This window comes from Lactiplantibacillus xiangfangensis (genome assembly GCF_001438845.1).
Taxonomy (GTDB): Bacteria; Bacillota; Bacilli; order Lactobacillales; family Lactobacillaceae; genus Lactiplantibacillus; species Lactiplantibacillus xiangfangensis.
Genome location: NZ_JQCL01000080.1, coordinates 410,195 through 429,471, shown reverse-complemented (window position 1 = coordinate 429,471; position 19,277 = coordinate 410,195). Strand labels below are relative to the sequence as shown.

General features: G+C 43.7%; 19 protein-coding genes and 1 tRNA gene. 11 read left to right on the top strand and 9 right to left on the bottom strand.

Annotated features, from left to right (window positions below):
- Positions 1-91: 91 nt before the first annotated feature.
- The 3 genes from IV64_RS11210 to IV64_RS11200 all read left to right on the top strand — a co-directional run bounded on the left by IV64_RS11210 (position 92) and on the right by IV64_RS11200 (position 3,231).
- Positions 92-316 (top strand): hypothetical protein, encoded by a 225-nt coding sequence (locus IV64_RS11210; protein ID WP_057707329.1) that lies wholly within the window; start codon positions 92-94, stop codon positions 314-316.
- Positions 310-1,467 (top strand): CDP-glycerol glycerophosphotransferase family protein, encoded by a 1,158-nt coding sequence (locus tag IV64_RS11205; RefSeq protein WP_083491650.1) that lies wholly within the window; start codon positions 310-312, stop codon positions 1,465-1,467. The genes IV64_RS11210 and IV64_RS11205 overlap by 7 nt, the downstream gene beginning before the upstream one ends.
- A gap of 330 nt (positions 1,468-1,797) precedes the next feature.
- The gene (locus IV64_RS11200; RefSeq protein WP_057707328.1) at positions 1,798-3,231 is read left to right on the top strand and encodes an oligosaccharide flippase family protein; all 1,434 of its coding nucleotides are present in this window, start codon (positions 1,798-1,800) and stop codon (positions 3,229-3,231) included.
- Positions 3,232-3,426: 195 nt separating this feature from the next.
- Here IV64_RS11200 and IV64_RS11195 read toward each other — a convergent pair whose 3' ends face one another.
- Positions 3,427-4,749 carry a metallophosphoesterase family protein gene (locus tag IV64_RS11195; RefSeq protein WP_237757333.1) on the bottom strand — a complete coding sequence of 441 codons (1,323 nt, stop codon included), beginning with the start codon at positions 4,747-4,749 and terminating at the stop codon, positions 3,427-3,429.
- A 350-nt stretch (positions 4,750-5,099) separates the two neighbouring features.
- Between IV64_RS11195 and IV64_RS11190 the strand changes: the two genes are divergently transcribed.
- Positions 5,100-5,630, top strand: coding sequence for a hypothetical protein (locus tag IV64_RS11190; protein WP_057707326.1), 531 nt, complete (start codon positions 5,100-5,102; stop codon positions 5,628-5,630).
- A 109-nt stretch (positions 5,631-5,739) separates the two neighbouring features.
- On the opposite strand, the gene IV64_RS11185 is transcribed toward IV64_RS11190, so the two are convergent.
- From IV64_RS11185 to IV64_RS11175, 3 genes are read right to left on the bottom strand one after another with little or no spacing between them, the layout of a single operon-like run.
- Positions 5,740-7,710 carry a PTS fructose transporter subunit IIABC gene (locus tag IV64_RS11185; protein ID WP_057707325.1) on the bottom strand — a complete coding sequence of 657 codons (1,971 nt, stop codon included), beginning with the start codon at positions 7,708-7,710 and terminating at the stop codon, positions 5,740-5,742.
- Between the two features lie 26 nt (positions 7,711-7,736).
- The gene (gene pfkB / locus IV64_RS11180) at positions 7,737-8,654 is read right to left on the bottom strand and encodes a 1-phosphofructokinase (protein WP_057707324.1); all 918 of its coding nucleotides are present in this window, start codon (positions 8,652-8,654) and stop codon (positions 7,737-7,739) included.
- The gene (locus tag IV64_RS11175) at positions 8,651-9,406 is read right to left on the bottom strand and encodes a DeoR/GlpR family DNA-binding transcription regulator (protein WP_083491649.1); all 756 of its coding nucleotides are present in this window, start codon (positions 9,404-9,406) and stop codon (positions 8,651-8,653) included. Before IV64_RS11175 ends, pfkB begins: the two co-directional genes overlap by 4 nt.
- Before the next feature lie 246 nt (positions 9,407-9,652).
- On the opposite strand from IV64_RS11175, the gene obgE reads away from it, so the two are divergent.
- On the top strand, positions 9,653-10,948 hold the full coding sequence (gene obgE, locus IV64_RS11170; RefSeq protein ID WP_057707322.1) for a GTPase ObgE: 1,296 nt from the start codon (positions 9,653-9,655) through the stop codon (positions 10,946-10,948).
- A 72-nt stretch (positions 10,949-11,020) separates the two neighbouring features.
- Here obgE and IV64_RS11165 read toward each other — a convergent pair whose 3' ends face one another.
- Positions 11,021-11,305, bottom strand: coding sequence for a hypothetical protein (locus IV64_RS11165; RefSeq protein WP_057707321.1), 285 nt, complete (start codon positions 11,303-11,305; stop codon positions 11,021-11,023).
- Positions 11,306-11,536: 231 nt separating this feature from the next.
- Between IV64_RS11165 and rnz the strand changes: the two genes are divergently transcribed.
- From rnz to IV64_RS11135, 6 genes are all read left to right on the top strand, one after another.
- Complete coding sequence (rnz, locus tag IV64_RS11160) at positions 11,537-12,472, top strand: ribonuclease Z (RefSeq protein ID WP_057707320.1); 936 nt, start codon at positions 11,537-11,539, stop codon at positions 12,470-12,472.
- Positions 12,473-12,482: 10 nt separating this feature from the next.
- A complete protein-coding gene (locus tag IV64_RS11155; RefSeq protein WP_057707319.1) occupies positions 12,483-13,274 on the top strand; it encodes an SDR family NAD(P)-dependent oxidoreductase in 792 nt (263 codons plus the stop codon).
- A 12-nt stretch (positions 13,275-13,286) separates the two neighbouring features.
- Positions 13,287-13,637, top strand: coding sequence for a LapA family protein (locus IV64_RS11150; RefSeq protein WP_057707318.1), 351 nt, complete (start codon positions 13,287-13,289; stop codon positions 13,635-13,637).
- 18 nt (positions 13,638-13,655) lie between these two features.
- Entirely contained in the window at positions 13,656-15,992 is a 2,337-nt protein-coding gene (gene recJ, locus IV64_RS11145; RefSeq protein ID WP_057707317.1) for a single-stranded-DNA-specific exonuclease RecJ, read from the top strand.
- 18 nt (positions 15,993-16,010) lie between these two features.
- Positions 16,011-16,529: an adenine phosphoribosyltransferase gene (locus IV64_RS11140; RefSeq protein ID WP_057707316.1), complete on the top strand. Its 519-nt coding sequence runs from the start codon at positions 16,011-16,013 to the stop codon at positions 16,527-16,529.
- A 509-nt stretch (positions 16,530-17,038) separates the two neighbouring features.
- Entirely contained in the window at positions 17,039-17,338 is a 300-nt protein-coding gene (locus tag IV64_RS11135) for a DUF2316 family protein (RefSeq protein ID WP_057707315.1), read from the top strand.
- A gap of 46 nt (positions 17,339-17,384) precedes the next feature.
- Here the strand turns inward: IV64_RS11135 and IV64_RS11130 are convergent, their stop codons facing one another.
- From IV64_RS11130 to IV64_RS11115, 4 genes are all read right to left on the bottom strand, one after another.
- Positions 17,385-17,714 (bottom strand): heavy metal-binding domain-containing protein, encoded by a 330-nt coding sequence (locus IV64_RS11130; protein WP_057707314.1) that lies wholly within the window; start codon positions 17,712-17,714, stop codon positions 17,385-17,387.
- A gap of 183 nt (positions 17,715-17,897) precedes the next feature.
- Complete coding sequence (locus IV64_RS11125; RefSeq protein ID WP_057707313.1) at positions 17,898-18,119, bottom strand: hypothetical protein; 222 nt, start codon at positions 18,117-18,119, stop codon at positions 17,898-17,900.
- A gap of 238 nt (positions 18,120-18,357) precedes the next feature.
- Positions 18,358-18,445 (bottom strand) — tRNA-Ser (locus IV64_RS11120).
- Positions 18,446-18,720: 275 nt separating this feature from the next.
- Positions 18,721-19,266, bottom strand: coding sequence for a hypothetical protein (locus IV64_RS11115; protein WP_057707312.1), 546 nt, complete (start codon positions 19,264-19,266; stop codon positions 18,721-18,723).
- Positions 19,267-19,277: the final 11 nt, after the last annotated feature.

The following is a 19,277-nucleotide window of genomic DNA, read 5'->3' as shown; positions in this document are numbered from 1 at the left end:
TAGACCAATTGATAAGAATGGGTTGTGAGTGTTGCACTTGATTTGACAATTCAGGCTCGTAAAACAAAGATATGTTTACGAGGCTTTTCGTATGTTGATGGCATTGGTTGAATCGCAAAATCAACAGCTTGTGAATTTTAAAAAGTGTAACAACGTCATTAGTCAGTATGGTGGACTTGTGGTAAAGGATAAGGAAAAAAACAATGTGATTTATAGAACTATGATTAGGACACTGATGAAATTTCCTGGACTAACTTTTAAATTAGCACGTTCAAGAATTGCTAGTTGGGTATTTAAGGAGTTAGAGGTATGGTAGCTTTTTATTTAAAAGTAAAAAAGTTTGTTCTTCGAAATATTTTACCTTTGATGTTTAGGTGGTTACCCTTAAAAAAAAGGTATTTATTTTCTAGCTTTTACGGGTTATATAATGACAGTCCTAAATTAATATCAGAAAGACTCCATGATGAGCAACCTGATTTGAAAATTTATTGGATTTATGACAACCAAAAGACCCGCCAAGTTTTTCCGGAGTATGTGCAACCGGTCGCAATTAATTCAGTGTTGTCAATCTATTTACTTTGGACTTCAAAGTATCTGATTGATAATAGCCAGAAGCAAATTGTCTACCAATTAAGAAAAGACCAGATTTATTTACAAACATGGCACGGGACACCGCTGAAACGAATCGAATTCGACGCGAGTGACAAGTTACCTAAGCATTATTTGAATTATAGTGTCGTGGATAATGCAAGTGTGACATTTTTATTAATTGGTAATCAGTATTCCGAAGAGATCTATCGAAGCGCATTCGGGATTGATCCGAATAAGTATCGGCAAATTGGTATTCCACGTAATGATAGTCTTCTTGAATCGAATCCCCAGGTGAATAATAGTTTAAATGATCTTAATATCACCACGGATACTTTCATAATCACATATGCACCAACTTTTCGAAATAAGTTGAATGAAAATGGCCTTAGACAGCTTGATTTATTAAATCCTAAAAAAATTATTGCTATTATGGAAAAAAAGACGGGCAAAAAATGTGTTTTACTGACTCACTTTCACCCCAATGTTGGCAAAATGATTGATCAAAACGAAATTAATCAACGTTTTTCAAGAAACGTCATTGATGTTACGACTCGATTCGAGATGCAAGAAATATTGCAGGTAACGGATTTTCTAATAACCGACTATTCATCGGTCTTTTTTGATTATGCATTGAAAAATAAACCCATTGTTTTGTTTATGTATGACTATGCTAACTATGTAAAGGAACGTGGGATGTATTTGAAACTCGATAAGTTGCCTATCAAAAGTGTTAAATCTCCAGATGAATTAAGTGCTTTTTTGAAACGAGCTACTGTTGATGATTTGATGCTCAGAACACGTGCTTTGAATCAATCACTTGGAAGTTTTGAACATGGAACGGCAACACGTGACGCCGTAAGACTCCTAATTGAGTAAAAGCTTAAATCGTAAAAGTTCAACGGATAGTTATAATTATGGATTATGGTGGAAAAAAGGTTAGCGTAGCCAAATGGGAAAGCATGCTTATTTAATTCAAGGTTGAAAGCATTAAATTAGACACAATCGTTTGTTGGAACTGAATGCTTGATATTCTGGCATTCTGGCGCACCAAGAGACATTAAAATAGACGATTTTTAGATGATTGAGGAAAGTGAATGCTTGTTTGCAAGAAAATTTAATTCTAAAACAGATGCTAATGTCAGTGCAAAAGTTAGTTCATATTTGAGTGAAAAATCTAAAATCGACTAAATAGGAAGAGGGAAAAACGTGAAGAGAACAGTATCTAATATTTTCTATAATTCTTTATATCAGGTGCTAATTCTTTTTGTGCCACTACTCACAATTCCCTACGTTTCACGAGTGTTGGGTACAGATGGTGTTGGGGTCAATGCATTAGTTACGTCAGTTGCAAATTTTTTTGGCACTATTATTGTGATTGGATTATACCAGCTAGGTGCACGTGAGATTGCTAAGGCCAGCCGGCAAAAATTACGGGCAACTTTTTGGGCACTTTGGAAGTTACAGTTATACTCAGGTGTTATCGTTATTTTATTGTATGTTATTTCTACGTTAGTGTTTGTGGACAAAAACAAACTGTATTATGTGTTGGAGGTTCCTTTTTTAATTAGTTATGCTCTGGACATTTCGTGGTTTTTTGTTGGAATTGGCGAAATCAAGAAGGTCATCTTGCGAAACACTTTTATTAAAGTGCTATCTTTGGGATTGATTTTTGTATTGGTTAAAAATCCCAGTGACCTATGGATTTATGTCCTAATACTAAGCGGGTCGAACCTACTTGCTAATCTGATTTTTTTGACTAATCTAAAACATGCGTTACCAGATACAGTACATAGTGATTTGAATCGGTTATCTCAAAGGTATTTAAAATCTGCATTAGCACTTTTGTTACCGCAGATTGCGCTACAATTATATACAAACTTGGATGATGTTTTGGTTGGTGGGATAGCTGGGGCTTCTCAATTAGCGTACTATGATCAATCACAAAGAATTGCTCGTATCGTGGTGACAATACTGACATCTGCCAGTACCGTTGTAATGCCTAAATTAGCTGCTATTAAGAATGAAAAACAGTTTAACCGGATATTCGAATTATCATTAGATATAACGCTTGTAGCAGCACTTTTCTTATGCTGTTTAATGATGGTTAATTCTCAATCATTTGTACTCTGGTATTATGGTGCGGGGTTTCGTAGTATGGTAAATAATATGTTCTATATAAGCCCGATTATTGTTTTGATTTCTTATGGCGGTGTTTTTTCTAATCAATACATGTTAGCAAAGGGCGAATTTACTAAGTTTTCCGTTCCATACTATTTTGGTGGCGTATTAAACATCATTTTAAATGTGATATTAGTTCGGCGGTATGGTGCTAATGGCGGCACAGTGAGCCTATTAATTACTGAGTCAGTCATTTGTCTATCTAGACTGGTCTTAGTAAAAAATGAATTGCAGTTAAGATCGGTATTAAAAGGACAATACAAGTATTTACTCGTTTTTGTGGGAACGCTACTCTTAAAAATTATATTTCCGGTTGAAATTGAAGGTGAGTATTTTATTTCACTTATCTTACAAAGCGTTGTGACTACGATAGTATTTGTATTTGGGCTATTCCTATTGAAAACTAATGTTGCGATTCAATTTAAACGTTTGTGGCTTGATTTTATTAAAAGTAGAGGGTAACGTTGCGTCAAAATTTAGAAGAAGAGAATTAGGGCGTCATCGGTGTTATCTGCCTGATGACTTTTAATAAATTATTTTGTGATGATATTATTGTTTTGATAGTAGCTAAAAAAGGCTTCAGCGTATGCTGAGGCCTTTTTGTGGTGGTTAAATGGATAATTGAAATTATTAATTAAGAGTCTATGTTACAAACGCTTAACGGGTCGCACCCTGCCACGTCAAGTTACCGTGTAAATTCTGAGTCATTAAGATAAAGCCGCGTAGTGAGGTATCTTTAGGCTGCTTCTTCCAGGCCTTGAGTGCCGCACTATTCTTAGCGAGCGGAGTCCCCCGAAACATTGCGACGTTGGCTTCACCCATGCCCGCTGCGAGTTGTTTGACTTGTTTAGTGGAGAGGTGGTTATCGTCGCGGGTCTCGTATAACTGACTGAGAGCGGCGTTATAACCGGACGCATACAGGACGTCATGATCATATTTTTTGTAAGTCTTGGCGGCCTTAGCACTCTGATGTTGTTTGATGTAGTCAGCAACTTTTAAGCGGGTCGCGTGGTAAGTCGCGTGACCGTTATCCTGATTGATTTTTAACGTGCCGTAGTAGTGGGGGCCAATAATGAGTGCACCGCTCGCAATATCGGTCAAAGACTGACCGTTAACCGTTTGGTGTTTAATACTCTGCGCATGAATGTGACCCGTCAGCGATAGCTTGATATTGGCCTTGCTGAAAACGTCGCGAACCTGATCCGCATAGCCAATCGTGTAATCTTGATGAATCATCGTGTGGTCCATCGTATTGTGGTGAAGGACGGGAATCAGCGTTGCGCCTTGTTTCCGCGCTTCCTTACCAACTTTAGCGACCCAGTTCAGGGTGCCATCAGTCAGGCCACCACCGACCGTAGAACTGCCTTGTTGGTAGTTTCCTTTATAGATGGCCGAGTTGAGCATCAAGAACCACGTCTTTTTACTTGGTTTAACGAGGTAGGCTAGTGAATCGGGGTCGGTCTTAGCTGCTTGACCGTAACCCGCCTTTTTATAAATTTGTTTGAACTGCTCGGGACTGACTCCGTCGACTTCGTACTGATGCTTGCCCTTAAACCTGCGTGTTAAGGGGTTATTGATATCGTGGTTGCCAGGCACGACGTAGACGCGAATTTTAGCGGCGGTCAGTCGTTTTAGCTGTTTAGCCACGTATTCGTGACTCGCTTTTTCACCGTTATTCGTAATGTCACCACTAACGATGACGACGTCTGGTTTGGTTTTTAAGGCCTGCGCAATGAACGCGCGAAAGATGGTCGCACTGTATTTAAGGTTGGCACCACCGTCGTTACTAGCGTAAGTGGTGAACGAGGGGCCGTTGTCGTGCAATTTAGGAGCAATCACGTGGTCATCGCTGATCACCATTGCGGTCAAATTATGACCAGTGACTGGTGGGATGGCTTGCTTTTTCTTCGATTGACAGCCCGTCAAAATCAGCAGACTTGCCAACCCGGCTAATAAAAACGCGGGAAGGGTTCGTTTCAAAATAATCGTCTCATTTCTAATGAATTAATAGTTTAATTATACCCGTTTCATTGCTGGGTTAGATAATTAATTGTTCGAAACAAAGCGGTTACGATGAATCTAGAAAAAAAGGATATGTAAATTTTAATTGAAAATTCAATACGGAAAGCTTTAAGCTGTCAGCGAATTCTTTGGGAGAATTTTCAAGTCATCTGACTGTATTGAAAACGTAGTAGTATAATATTTATTATATTATGGTGATATTAGTTTTAATCCAGAATGTGAGCTGATTGAACAAGTTAGTTCTCGTTTGATCAGCTTTAAAATTAGATATTTGATAAATGGGACTTATTTTGGAGGGATTTTCTAAGATGAAGCTTACAAAAGTATTGAGCATTATTGTTGCTGGGACTACGTTAGGCGTTGCAGGGGGCATGGTATCGTCAGGCGTTAACGTACAAGCAAAGACGAAAAAATCGTTAAAGACTTTTCCAAAGTCATTTCGGGGAACGTATTACCGGTACGAGGGTAAAGTTGATGGTGTACGATATTATAATATTGCACGGATAAAGGCAAAAACGTTTGGAAGCCGAGCAGATATGGGGACATACACTGTGCCCTTCCATTTACGTTCAGTAAAACTTCCAGTTAAGCGATACGCTAAAAAGTATAATAAGAAGTATAAAGTATCCGATATTTATGCAACTAAGAAGGGGTCTGTCTTATATACGTATCCAATACTAAATATTACCTTTCCGATGGCTGGCTACTATAAAATGGGCAAGAAGAAGCTTGCTGGACACCGGGTGAAAGTTTTAAAAAGGGTTTCTAAAAATGGTAAGCATACGGATGAATATCTCTTTACAAGTAAGAAGCTTGCTAGAAAATACGGTGTCCATTAGTAATAAGCTTAATTTGGCATTCTGGTTTGCTTAGCAAAGTAGAATACTGTGAAATCAAAAAAAGTCGTTACCCTTAATCGAGTAACGACTTTTTTAATAAATCAGATTATTATTTAAGTGCTTGTTTTGCAGGTTTCCAGAACCCGAGGATAACCCCGGCAATGACGGCACCGATAATGGTAGCGCCAATGTAACCCCAGATGTTAGTAGCTAATAGTGAAACCCATAAGCCACCGTGAGGAGCAGGGACGGAGACACCCCAGAGTTGAGTTAACCCACCGGCAATGGCGGCACCCACAACACTTGACCCAATGACGTGCAAAGGATCGGCCGTTGCGAATGGAATGGCACCTTCAGTAATGAAGGAAATCCCGAGTAACCAGTTTGAAATCCCAGCTTTACGCTCGTCATCCGTAAACTTCTTTGGCCAGAAGGCAGTCGCAATGGCAGTGGCCAAAGGTGGAACCATCCCACCAGCCATAACGGCGGCCATTAAGTTACCATCATGAGTTGCAGTGAAGGCACCAGTAGCGAAGACGTAAGCGGCCTTGTTGAAAGGACCACCCATATCGATAGACATCATCCCACCGAGGACAACCCCTAAGATAACGGCATTACCGGTACCCATAGAGTTTAAGAAGTGGGTAATCCATTGGTTGATAACGGAGAAGATTGGGTTAACAATGAAGAACATCAAAGCGGCAACAATCAATAGACCCAAGATTGGGTAAATCAACATTGGCTTCATCCCTTCAAGGGATTGTGGCATGTTCTTAGTCCACTTCTTCATCCAAACCGTAATGTAACCGGCTAAGAACCCAGCAACTAACCCACCTAAGAAGCCTGCGGGACTCTTAGCGTTAGCAGCAATCGAAGCGGTGAAGGCACCACCGTAGGCACCGGTGTAAACTGTGGCCATGAAACCACCAACGAACCCGGGCATCAAGGCAGGACGATCACCAATTGATTCGGCGATGTAAGCGGCTAAAACGGGTACCATGAAAGCAAAGGCCATGTTCCCAGATTGGTTAAGGAAGGTAAAGGCTAAGCTCTTTTCACCAGCAAATTGTTCGATGATGAAGGAGAGGGCCATTAAGATCCCACCACCAACAACGAATGGCAGCATGTGTGAAATCCCGTTCATTAAGTCTTTGTAAACTTCACCCCAGACGCTACCGTTTGCAGAAGCGCCTTCGTCATCATCACTGGCACCACCGTCAGCGTCATGATAAACGGGGGCTTTACCATCTAAAACTTCATTAATTAGTTCTTCGGCTTTGTTGATTCCGTCCGTAACGGGGCGGTTAACCAATGGCTTGCCGTCAAACCGGGGCATCTTAACTTTTTTATCAGCGGCAATGATGACCCCTTGGGCACGGGCGATTTCGTCAGCGGTCAATAAATGTTTAACCCCTTCGGAACCGTTAGTTTCAATTTTGATGTCAACGTTCATCGCTTCAGCTTGCTTGATTAAAGCAGCTTCGGCCATGTAAGTATGGGCAATCCCGTTAGGACAAGCGGTGACCCCAACGATGTAGGGACGTTGTTCACTAGCAGGGGCTTTGGCAGCCGCTGCTTCTTTTTCAGCTTTAGCCGCTGCATCCTTAGCTTCTTTTTCTTCTTTAGCAGCCTGTGCATCACCGAAGAGTTGTTGAACTTCTTCTGGTGTTTGCGCTTTTTTCAACTTACCAACTAATTCAGGATCAATTAGTAAACTGGAAAGGGCAGCTAACGCAGCTAAGTGGGTGTTATTAGCACCTTCAGGGGCAGCAATCATAAAGAAGAGGTGAACGGGTTGGCCATCTAAGGCGTTAAAGTCGACCCCGTTTTGACTCTTGGCGAATAAAACGGTTGCCCGTTGAACAGCCTTATCTTTGGCGTGGGGCATGGCAATACCATCACCGATCCCGGTGGTTGATTCAGCTTCACGCTTGATGATGTCTTGTTTGTAAAGTGCTTCGTCGTTGATGACGCCTTGTTCGGCATATTTATGAACTAACTCATCAATGGCTTCGTCCTTGGTCGTGGCTTGCATGTCCATGATCATGACGTCTTTTAATAATAAGTCGCGGATATCCATAGTGTGTGAACAGTCCTTTCTAAACGCTAGTTAGTTAATTGTTCAATCTTAATTTGTGGTAAAATCTCATCGATCTTGGCCCGGGTCGCAATGTCTTCAGAAAAGGCGGTTGCGGAACCACAAGCTAAACCATAACGGAAACTTTCAACGGCATCGTGGGTCTTAGCGAAGGTGCCAACGAACCCACCAATCATTGAATCCCCAGCACCAACGGAGTTGATAACGTGACCCTTAGGTGCGGCGCTGAAGTAAACGGCGTCTGCCGTAATCAGAAGGCCACCATCACCAGCCATGGAGATTAAGACGTGTTGCGCACCTTCTTTTAACATCCGTTGACCGGCGGCAATAATGTCGTCACGACTGTTAAAAGTGGTGTGGTAGTAGTCGGCTAATTCATGGTTGTTTGGTTTAACTACCAGTGGATGGCTTGGCAACGTCTTTTTCAAGGCTTCACCAGTCGTGTCGATAACGAAGTTTGCACCGGCAGCTTCGACCTTTTGGATGATGTCGTAGTAGAAGCTATCTGGTAGGCTAGGTGCTAAGCTACCAGACATAACGACCACGTCATCGGGCGTGAGGTTGGCGAGTTCTTGGTAAAACGCGTCAATCTCACTGGCGGTGATGTCAGGACCGGCACCGTTCAATTCAGTTTCTTCATCAGCGTGGATTTTAACGTTGATCCGGGTATCGTCCGCAATTTTTGTAAAGTGACAATCGAGACCCTTCGCCTTCAGTGCCTCACTAATGAAGGTTCCGGTGAAGCCCCCGATAAATCCGAGCGCCTTATTAGGTTGTTCGAGGTCATTTAAAATCTGCGAAACGTTGATCCCTTTACCACCTGGTAATTTGGCGGTGTGTTTCAAACGGTTGACGCTACCCAGTTCCATGTGGGGTAGTTGAACCACGTAGTCAATCGAAGGATTAACGGTAATGGTGTAAATCATGATTGAACCTCCTGAATCGTAGTTAATGGTTGATATTGGTCGGCCAACGTTGGGGTTAACTTGTCGGTAATAATCGTGGCACTGGACAAATCACCGACCCGAGCAAACGAAACGTGGTCAAATTTAGTACTATCGACCAAAATGAAGCTTTCTTCACTTTGGGCAATTGCGGTTTTTTTAACGATCGCTTCGTCAGGGTCGGGTGTTGTTAACCCAAACTTTGGGTGGACACCGTTAATCCCCAAGAAAACTTTGTTGAACCGGTATTCCTGTAACGACTTGACAGCTTCGGGACCAATGACGGCTTTGGTAGTGCCTTTCAAATTACCACCAAGCAAGTAGGTTTGAATGCCCATATCCGCTAAAGCGGAAGCGTGAACCACGCCGTTAGTCACGACGCGCAGGTTATAACCTGGATTCAAATGGTGGATCATCGCGAGCGTTGAAGTCCCGGCGTCTAAGTAAATGACGTCGTCGACTTGAATGTTCGCGACCGCTTGCTGCGCAATATGGTCCTTGGCGTCCACGTTACGGGAAACTTTATCGTTCATCGCGGGTTCTTCTTGGAGCGAGTTCATGTATTTAGCGCCACCGTGGACGCGTAACAATTCCCCCTGTTCCTCTAACTGTTGTAAATCCCGGCGAGCCGTGGATTCTGAGCAACTAGTTTTAGAAACGATGTCCTTGATTTTAATAATGCCCTTGAAACGGATCGTATTTAAAATGTACTGTTGTCGTTCTTCTGTAAGCACTTTCAAATCCCTCCGAAGACTAATATACCTGCTCAGTAATCAAAATGCAACAAAAACGTTCAAAAAACGTCAAAATAATTCAAAAACAGTCATCGATGTGCAAATAAGACTTATCTGAGCGTAGAAAAGCCGTTTATTAGCGGAACTTTTGACGACGGGCCGGAACATTTGTATACTAGGTCAGGTATCTAATTTCGCACGAGCATTTTCGTAGATAAATAATATAGAAGAAACAGGGGAAAAAACATGTTTGTTGATCAAGTAAAAGTAGATGTAAAGGCCGGTAACGGTGGTAACGGCATGGTTGCTTTCCGTCGTGAAAAGTTCGTGCCTAACGGTGGCCCGGCCGGCGGTGACGGTGGTCGTGGTGGAAGTATCGTCTTGCAAGCTGATGAGGGCTTGCGGACGTTGATGGATTTCCGGTATACGCGTAAGTTCAAAGCCGATAATGGTGGCAACGGGATGATTAAGCAGATGACTGGTCGTTCCGCCAAGGATCGCGTAATCAACGTGCCTTTAGGGACGGTGGTCACGGATGCGGAAACTGGCGCACTAATTGGTGATATTACCGAAAAGGGCCAAAAACTAGTGGTTGCCAAGGGTGGCCGTGGTGGTCGTGGTAACATTCACTTTGCGAGTCCTAAAAATCCCGCACCAGAAATTTCTGAAAACGGTGAACCGGGTGGCGAATTAACCATCCGAATGGAATTAAAAGTCTTGGCGGATGTCGGTTTAGTCGGTTTCCCATCAGTGGGTAAGTCAACACTGTTATCCGTTGTGACAAGTGCCAAGCCTAAGATTGCGGCGTACCACTTTACGACGTTAGTTCCTAACCTGGGGATGGTTCGTTTGGATGACGGCCGGGACTTTGTGATGGCGGATTTGCCCGGCTTGATTGAAGGGGCCGCTAACGGGGTTGGGTTAGGAATCCAATTCTTACGGCACATTGAACGGACGCGGGTCATCTTACACCTCATTGATATGAGTGGGATTGAAGAAAATGATCCGTTTGAAGATTATTTGAAAATCAATCACGAGTTGACGAGTTACGACCCTGATTTGTTGAAACGGCCACAGATCGTCGTTGCAACTAAGATGGATATGCCGGATTCAGCGGACAACTTGGCAGAATTTAAGACGAAGTTAGCGGCTGACAAGACGTTACCAAGCATGCCAGAGATTTACCCAATCTCTTCTATTACGCAACAAGGCATTAAGCCCTTGTTAGCGAAGACGGCGGACTTGCTAGATACGACGCCACAGTTCCCAGTCAAGGGTGTTGACGACGTTGAACATCGTGATTACACGACTGAAACCAGTCAAGACTTCACAATCGATAATCCGGAAGAGGGCTTGTTTGTCCTTTCTGGCGAGAAGCTTGAACGGCTCTTCAAGATGACGAACCTGGACCACGAGGAAAGTCTCATGCGGTTTGCACGGCAATTGCGTGGGATGGGGATCGATGACGGCTTACGGGCCGCTGGCGCCAAGAACGGCGATACGATTCAAATTCTCGATTATTCGTTCCAATTTATGGATTAAGCAATCAAAAACGGTCATTCGCAAATTTGCGGATGACCGTTTTTATCGTCTGATGATGAAACCGGCAGAATTTTAGCCAAATAAAAGGCGGGCCTGATTGAGGCGGTAGCCAAAGAGTGGTTCGATGGTCACCGGCGTTTGCACGTATAACTGGGTGGGGCCGCTTAGCTGCCGGGTCCGGGCGTTGAGCTGATTTAGTGTCAAAGGGGTGGCCCCCGCCTGCGGAATCAGGACTAATTGCTGTTGTTGTAATTGAACGGCTTTAATCGGAACGAGCTGATGCGCGGATGTCTCCCAAAAGAGGGGCATACTGGGCGTTAGGTCAGCCGTGGATAAGTTAAAATCAATTAGTCGCATCAGACACCCCCCTAACATAAATTAATTACTATTTTTATATTACCAAAGTATGCGGCCTGCTGAGAATTATTTTGACTGTTTTGCGGGGTCATGGCAATAAATACGAATCTGCATGTTAAAATAAGAGGATAGCTCCAAAAAAATCGGCTCCGGCTGGTTCCGACAATTGTTTCTTACCATTAATTTCGGTAAAATAATTGACAGACTGTACAGATAAGGACGAACAAAAATATGCAATTAGAATTTTTAGGTACCGGTGCCGGCTCACCGGGAAAATTTCGTAACGTCACAAGCACTGCGCTCCGACTTCTAGACGAACGGAACGAAGTTTGGCTCTTCGATGTGGGTGAAGGGACGCAACACCAAATCTTGAGAATGACGTTGAAGCCACGAAAGATCGCCAAAATTTTTATTACTCATTTACATGGCGACCACATCTTTGGGTTACCAGGGTTACTGAGTTCCCGTTCTTTTCAAGGCGGGGATGAACCGTTGACCATTTATGGGCCCGTGGGGATTCGTGATTTTGTCCAAACTTCTTTACGGGTGTCCGGCACGCGGTTGTCGTACCCGTTAAAGTTTCAAGAAATTAGTGATGGCGGTACGATTTTTGAAGACGCCACGTTTAAGGTGAGTTGCTTACCGTTGGAACACCGGATTGCTTGTTACGGCTACCGGGTAGAAGAAGCGGATCATCCGGGTGAATTACAGGCTGACCGTCTCAAAGCGTTAAATATTCCGAGTGGTCCCGTTTATGGGCAATTAAAAGCTGGTCAAACGGTTACTTTGGATGACGGTCGGATCATTAATGGTCAGGATTACATTGCTGCACCACAGGCGGGCCGGACCGTAACGATCTTAGGTGACACCCGTAAAACGCCGAACGCTGCAATTTTAGCTCAGGACGCTGACGCTTTGGTCCACGAGAGTACTTTTGGTAAGGATGAGGGCAAGTTAGCACATAACTACTTCCATTCAACTAGTACGCAAGCGGCGCAAGTGGCAAAACAGGCTGGCGTTCGTCAATTATTACTGACGCACATTTCGGCACGGTACACTGGAAAATTGAGTAAGGAATTGCAGAAACAGGCTCAGAAAGTCTTTGCTAATACCAAGGTCGTACGCGACTTTGATTTAATCGATATTCCATTACAAAAGAAAGCTTAGGTGAAGTGACATGGCAAGTTTAACTGGTCAAACGGTTCTAGTTACGGGAGCATCCAGTGGCTTGGGTGAACAATTAGCATTGGCCGTTGCTGCGCAGGGCGCTAACGTGGTGTTAGCGGCGCGCAGACAGGAACGGCTAGTTCGAGTTGCTGATCAGTGTCGCATTTTGTCAGGGGCGCAAGCCTTAGCGATTCAATGTGACGTTAGCCATGTGACGGAAGTGGACCACGTCTTTGCAACAATTGACGAGGTGTTTGGTCATTTAGACCTAGTCATCAACGCCGCTGGATTTGGCTATATGGCGCCGGCTGTGGAAATCTCCGCGGCGTTAACGGCGAAGATGTTTCGGGTGAATACGCTAGGAATCATGTACATCAGTCAATTAGCCGCTCAGCGGATGATCGACCAAGATTACGGTGAAATTGTAAACGTCGCGTCGATTGCGGGCAAAATCGCAACGCCTAAGTCGGCCGTTTATGCGGCGACAAAAGCGGCTTTGATTGCCTACGACAACGCCTTACGTTTAGAATTAAAGGGACATCATATTAATGTGATGACGGTCAATCCTGGACCAATCAAGACCGACTTTTTCAAGACGGCGGATCCGAGTGGCCATTATTTAGCACAGGTTGAACGGTTGGCGCTCAACCCGGTTAAACTGGCGGAAGTAGTTGTCAGTAAGCTCGGACACCACCGGCGAGAAATTAACCGGCCGTGGTTCATGGCTGCGGCTAACTTAGGCTACCAAACGGCGCCTAAGCTAGGGGATTGGTTAGCGGGTTCAGTTTTTAATTTTAAATAGGGGGTTATATCAATGAAGAATCAGTGGCGATTAGTAGGTGCCTTGGTGATTGCGTTAGTGATTATTGTGTTTGCAATTTTGAATGTTGAACCAGTACGGGTGAATTTTGGGGTGGCAGCGGTACACTGGCCACTGATCTTAGTCATCGTGATTACCTTAATTTTAGGTGTCGTGATCGCAGTCTTAATGGCAACGGTCAACGAATCGAAGGAACGTTCAGCACATGCCAAGGCCATCACTGCGGCACAGGCTAAAATTGATAAGTTAATGGCTGAAAATAAAAGCTTAACGTTACGTTTAAATAATAAAGGAAAACAAACACGGCACGTGGCCGAACCAACGGCAACGCCCGTTAAAAAGTAGTTTGAAAGGAAGAATGTTATGTTAGCGGCAAAGAAAAAGTGGGTTCCGCGGGTCACAACGGCCGTCAGCGAGGCGGACGTTGCTGAATTAGCAAAGGCGGTCGGTGTTTCACCGTTAGTCGCCAAATTGCTGATTGAGCGTGGCTTAACTAGTACGGACGCGGCCCAACAGTTTTTAAATGCGGATCAGCAGCCCTTGCTAGATCCGCTCACCATGCATGACATGGAAAAAGCCGTTGACCGCATTCAAGAAGCCATTATTGCCGGTGATCAAATTACTGTGTATGGTGACTATGACGCCGACGGGTTGACGAGTACGTCCATTATGTACGAAACGTTGGACCAGGTCGGTGCAAACGTCAATTATTACATTCCAGACCGGTTTAAAGATGGTTACGGTCCTAATCAGGCCGCATTCGATCGGCTGATCGATGCCGGAACTAAGTTGTTTGTGACCGTCGATAACGGGGTTGCCGGTAACGCGGTGATTAACGCTGTCCAAGAACGGGGCATCGATGTTGTGGTGACGGATCACCACGAATTACCAGCGGAATTGCCGAATGCTTATGCAATCGTGCACCCACGCCATCCTGAAGGGCACTATCAGTTTGGTGAGCTTTCGGGTGCGGGGGTTGCGTTTAAAGTTGCAACGGCGCTCTTAGAAGAAGTGCCAGAAGAACTGATGGACTTAGCAGCCATTGGGACGGTTGCGGACCTTGTGAGCTTGACAGGTGAAAATCGGACCTTAGTCACGTTGGGGTTAAAAGTACTCCGACAGACGACTCGTCCGGGACTTGCGGCCTTGATTAAGGCTGCAAGCTTAGAACCTGACCAGTTAGATGAAACGAGTATTGGTTTTGGCATCGCTCCACGGTTGAATGCGTTAGGTCGGTTGCAATCGGCTCAAAGCGGGGTCGAACTGTTGACGACGCTCGACGATGATCGTGCGACCGAACTAGCGACCCAGGTCAACTCACTTAACGAACGCCGGCAGGGGCTTGTTAAGACCATTGCGGCGAGTGCGTTAGAGCAGGCGCAATCGGCAGAAAATGCGACCCGTCAGACGTTGGTTATCACGGGTAAAGATTGGCACGAAGGGGTCCTTGGCATTGTGGCCAGTCACGTTGTTGAAGCAACGGGTAAGCCAACGCTGGTTTTAAATGAGGATGAAAATGGTCGGCTCAAGGGAAGCGGTCGGAGTGTTGAAGCCTATAATTTATTTGCCGCAATCGACCCGGTCCGCGAAGACTTAGTTGCGTTTGGTGGGCACCACATGGCCGTTGGGCTTAGTGTGATGCACGATCAGTTACCAATTTTAAAAGCAGCGCTAGAAGACGCCGCGACGGCACAAAACTTGGCTGGACAAGGTCAGGCAACGTTGGCAATTGATGGTGATCTGGCGGTTAAAGATGCCACGTTGGCTACGTTAGACGATTTAAAACGGTTAGCTCCCTTTGGAACGGATAATCCGGCCCCGCTATTTGAACTCAAACCAGCGGCCATTCCACAGGCGCGGGCGATCGGTAGTGATCACCAACACTTGAAATTGCAACTGAGTGATGGAAAAATCAACGTTGATGCCATTGGTTTTTCGTTTGGGACCGCGTTAGCGCCGATTCAAGCGAGTCCGAGTGACGTAGCGGTCGTTGGTGAACTTAGTGCAAATACTTGGAATGGGCAGACGAAGCCACAAGTGATGATTCGTGACGTGGCGGTAACGGGTACCCAAGTAATCGATGCGCGGACCCAGCACTTGTCAGCACGTAATTTTCAGGCGCCAGGAGTCTACTTGTTTTTCCATCAGAAATTGATGGATAAGCTACAAGGTTATTTAAATCCCCAGTCACAGGCGCTATTTGTGGGGGATGCTGGTACTGATTTGAGTGGGGTTCAAGCGGACCAAGCGGTATTTGTCGTGGATTGTCCGGATACGTTAGTCGACTTTACGACCGTCTTAACGGCGTTACCATTGAATCAATTGACCTTGTATCTGTACCGGCAAGAATCGGTTTACTTAGCTGGAATGCCTAGCCGGGAACAGTTTGGTAAGCTGTTCCAATTTACGGTCAACCATCACGATGTTGATATTCATCACCAGTTAACGGCAGTCGCCAAACATTTGCACATTGAACGAAATTTGCTTATTTTTATGATTCAGGTGTTTTTTGAGGTGGGATTTGTTAAAATAAGTGATGGTGTCATGAATGGCGTTTCGAATCCGACTAAAGCGGATTTACATCACGCCCCTAGTTATCAGCTGCGCGAACAACAGATCGTCGCTGAAGAAACGCTTTTGTATAGTAAATCTGCAGCGCTACAAGTATGGGTAAAAAACCAAGCTGCAGTGAAGAATTAAAGGAGCTGTTAATAAGCAATGGCATTAGACTTAACAAAATATGTGGCCAGTGTTCCGGATTATCCCGAACCAGGAATCATCTTCCGTGATATTTCACCATTGATGGCGGACGGAGAAGCGTACCGCGAAGCCACGGATCAAATTGTCAAATTCGCACGTGATAAAAAGGTTGATATGATTGTCGGCCCCGAAGCCCGCGGATTTATCGTTGGCTGTCCAGTTGCGTATGAACTTGGGATTGGATTTGCACCCGCACGGAAGAAGGGAAAGTTGCCACGGCCAACGGTCAAAGCAACTTATGATTTGGAATATGGCCAATCAGCCCTTTATCTGCATAAAGATGCAATCAAACCGGGTCAAAACGTTTTAGTAACGGATGACTTGTTAGCGACCGGTGGGACGATTTCCGCAACGATCCAATTAGTTGAAGAACTAGGTGGTAACGTTGTTGGGACGGCGTTCTTAGTTGAATTAAAGGACTTACACGGCCGTGATAAAATTAAAGATTACGATATTCTGAGTTTAATGGAATTCTAAAAAAACGTTCAAAAAGTTGGTGACGACTTTTTGAACGTTTTTTTGCGCTTTTTATGATGATTCGGGAGGAGAAATGCCACGCATTAAACTTAAAGTGACGGTCAAACTATTGCGACTATTATTAAGTGATCCAGATCAATGTATGTCACCAACTTTTTGATGAGAGACGTAGCCGTACGGTGATGAGGAGTCTATTAGTAATTTTGACGTTATTGAGATATAGCAAAATGGAATTGTTATTTAATCTAAGTGACATCAAAGGGGCTGCGACTGTCTTGGCGTAGCCTTTTTGGTGTGAAAGATGTGGGCTTGCAAAGAAGCTGAATACTATGCGGTCTAACAACTTATTGTGAGCTACAATTAACGCTAATTGAGTTCACATGTTATTGTTGCATATATCATGATTAAGTGAAATCAGTATCAAAATAGAAAGCGGTTGCATTTTTGGCGAGAGGCGTTACACTGGAAGTGTTAGTTTTGCACAATCAATTCGGAAAGGAAGCTAGGCTATGTCATTAAAAGAGATCGAACGAACAAATACACGACAGGAATTGCGAGCAAATTATGAGCGGTCTGGTCTATCATTGGATCAAGTTGCGACTGATTTAGAGACAACCCCGACCCACGTTGAGGACGTTATGGACTTGAACGTTGTACATATTGAAGAACCTTGGATTTTACGGAATTATCTCAATGACAGTCTTTTGGATCAAGGGGTAACACCGGTGCCGTATAGTCGTTTGAAAGGTGAACCCAGTGAGTATTGGTTTTTGAATCAGCAGCGAATCGAACAGGGTATTTTAGGATAAAAGAAAGGCATCCAAACGAACGAGTTTGAATGCCTTTTTAACCGTCCTAGTTAGCGGTGGTGAATTTAACGGCGGTACCGTATGCGGCGACCGATTGCATATCTTGACTGATGGAGCCGGTATCAAAACGCATCATGACGACGGCATCCGCACCAAGTGCTGCGGCGTTTTCGCGTAACCGTTCAACGGCAACGTTGCGTGATTCGTCGAGCATCTTGGTGTAGTCTTTGATTTCACCACCAACGAGGCCTTTCAAGCCAGCGCCAATGTTACGTACCAAGTTTTTAGATTGGGTGGTCAGACCGAAGACTTCACCAATGACGGTGTAGGGTTGTCCGGGAATATTTTCGGTAGTTGTGACTAACATTTTGTCCATAAAATTATCCTCCTAGTATTGGGTAACGCAAGCATAGCATAAGTCCGCTAAAAAGCATGTGCAACATTTATGCTAAGGATTGCTATATGGTGGTAACGGTTGTTGAAAATTAAAAATGTGAGCAAAATTTTTAATTGATAGAAGCCCCCGATAGTTATCAATTAACCATTGAGGGCTGAATACTTATATTTCCTTTTCGATTAAAGAATATGAGGTTGTCTCATAGTTTGGGTGATCTATTTCAGTCACTATATCTTTAGGAGAAGGATTACTTGGTTTGTTGTAATACGTGTACTGCTTATCACGTTCTTCCTTTGAAGAGAACCATTCATCATATGCGTAACTGTCTTTAAAGCCCGGGGTATTATCTTTTTCATAAATATGAATTCCATATTTTTTATTCAAAATAAGCACCTCATTTCCTTATTCATATAATTATAACCTGCTGCTATTAGCAAGCACAATTATTTGATAACTGGTTTACTCGTGAAATAAATGTCCAAATTAATAGATTTGAAGAGTATCTACATACTAGAGTTTCAAATCCCAGTGTTTTGCAGTGCAAATAAAAAAACAGAAGCCTCGCTAAACATTGATTTAGCAGGGTTCCTGATTTTTAAAATTAACGTAGTGCAACCTAATAAGGAGAGTACAGGATTTGAACCTGCGCGCCGGTATTAGCCGGTTCGCCGGATTTCGAGTCCGGTGCATTACCACTCTGCCAACTCTCCATATGGTACTTGAATAGTATAGCATAATTTCCGATAAGAACAAATAAATATTCATAAAAGCCACTGTTCAAAAATGAACTACGTTGCCAATTTTCCGTCATAAAATAAAAGAGCAACTAGCCTTTAAACTAGTTGCTCTTCAATATAAACTAGTAACTGGCTTAGGTCAGCGAATGGTCGAACCGTTCTTTCTTTGCTAATTGTAATACTAGTTCATATTTTAGTAGTCAATTAGTTTAGCCAAGGTCTTGGTTATAGCAGTGTTTATCGTTACATTATTTGGACCATTTAAAACTAGATGGATTTAATATCTTAGAGTGGCCAATTCGGCGACCATTGTAATGAATGTTTGTATAAACTGATGGTGCATCCGGGGCTAATTCTATATTCATCATAACAATTTGAGCACCCGCAAGTCCTTGTAATGATTTGCCGATTTTGGTCTTGTCCGTATTGTTTAAATTGACAAAATTAGGATTTACGTTAGCTATTAGGCCTCGCGAACTGTATGAGACTGAGTCTATATAGGTGGACCAGCTATAATTTTTATTGCCACCCTTAGCAAACTTTTGATCTTCAATAAGGCTATCTGCAAGGCCTTTGTTATAGCTTGCTAGTTTTTCTGAAGATAAATAGTCAAGTGGGTGAGTATTATCGCTAGTTTTGCTTTCTTTTTTTGAAGCTACTTTCTGATTATCATTGCTTGTGTGAGCTTCAGTTGACTGACTAGGCGTTTCCGCTTCAGCTGCCGAGGAACTTTCACATGCTGCTAATGACAAGCTTGCTAATACTGCAATTCCTAGAACGATAGTTTTTTTCATAATGATTCCCC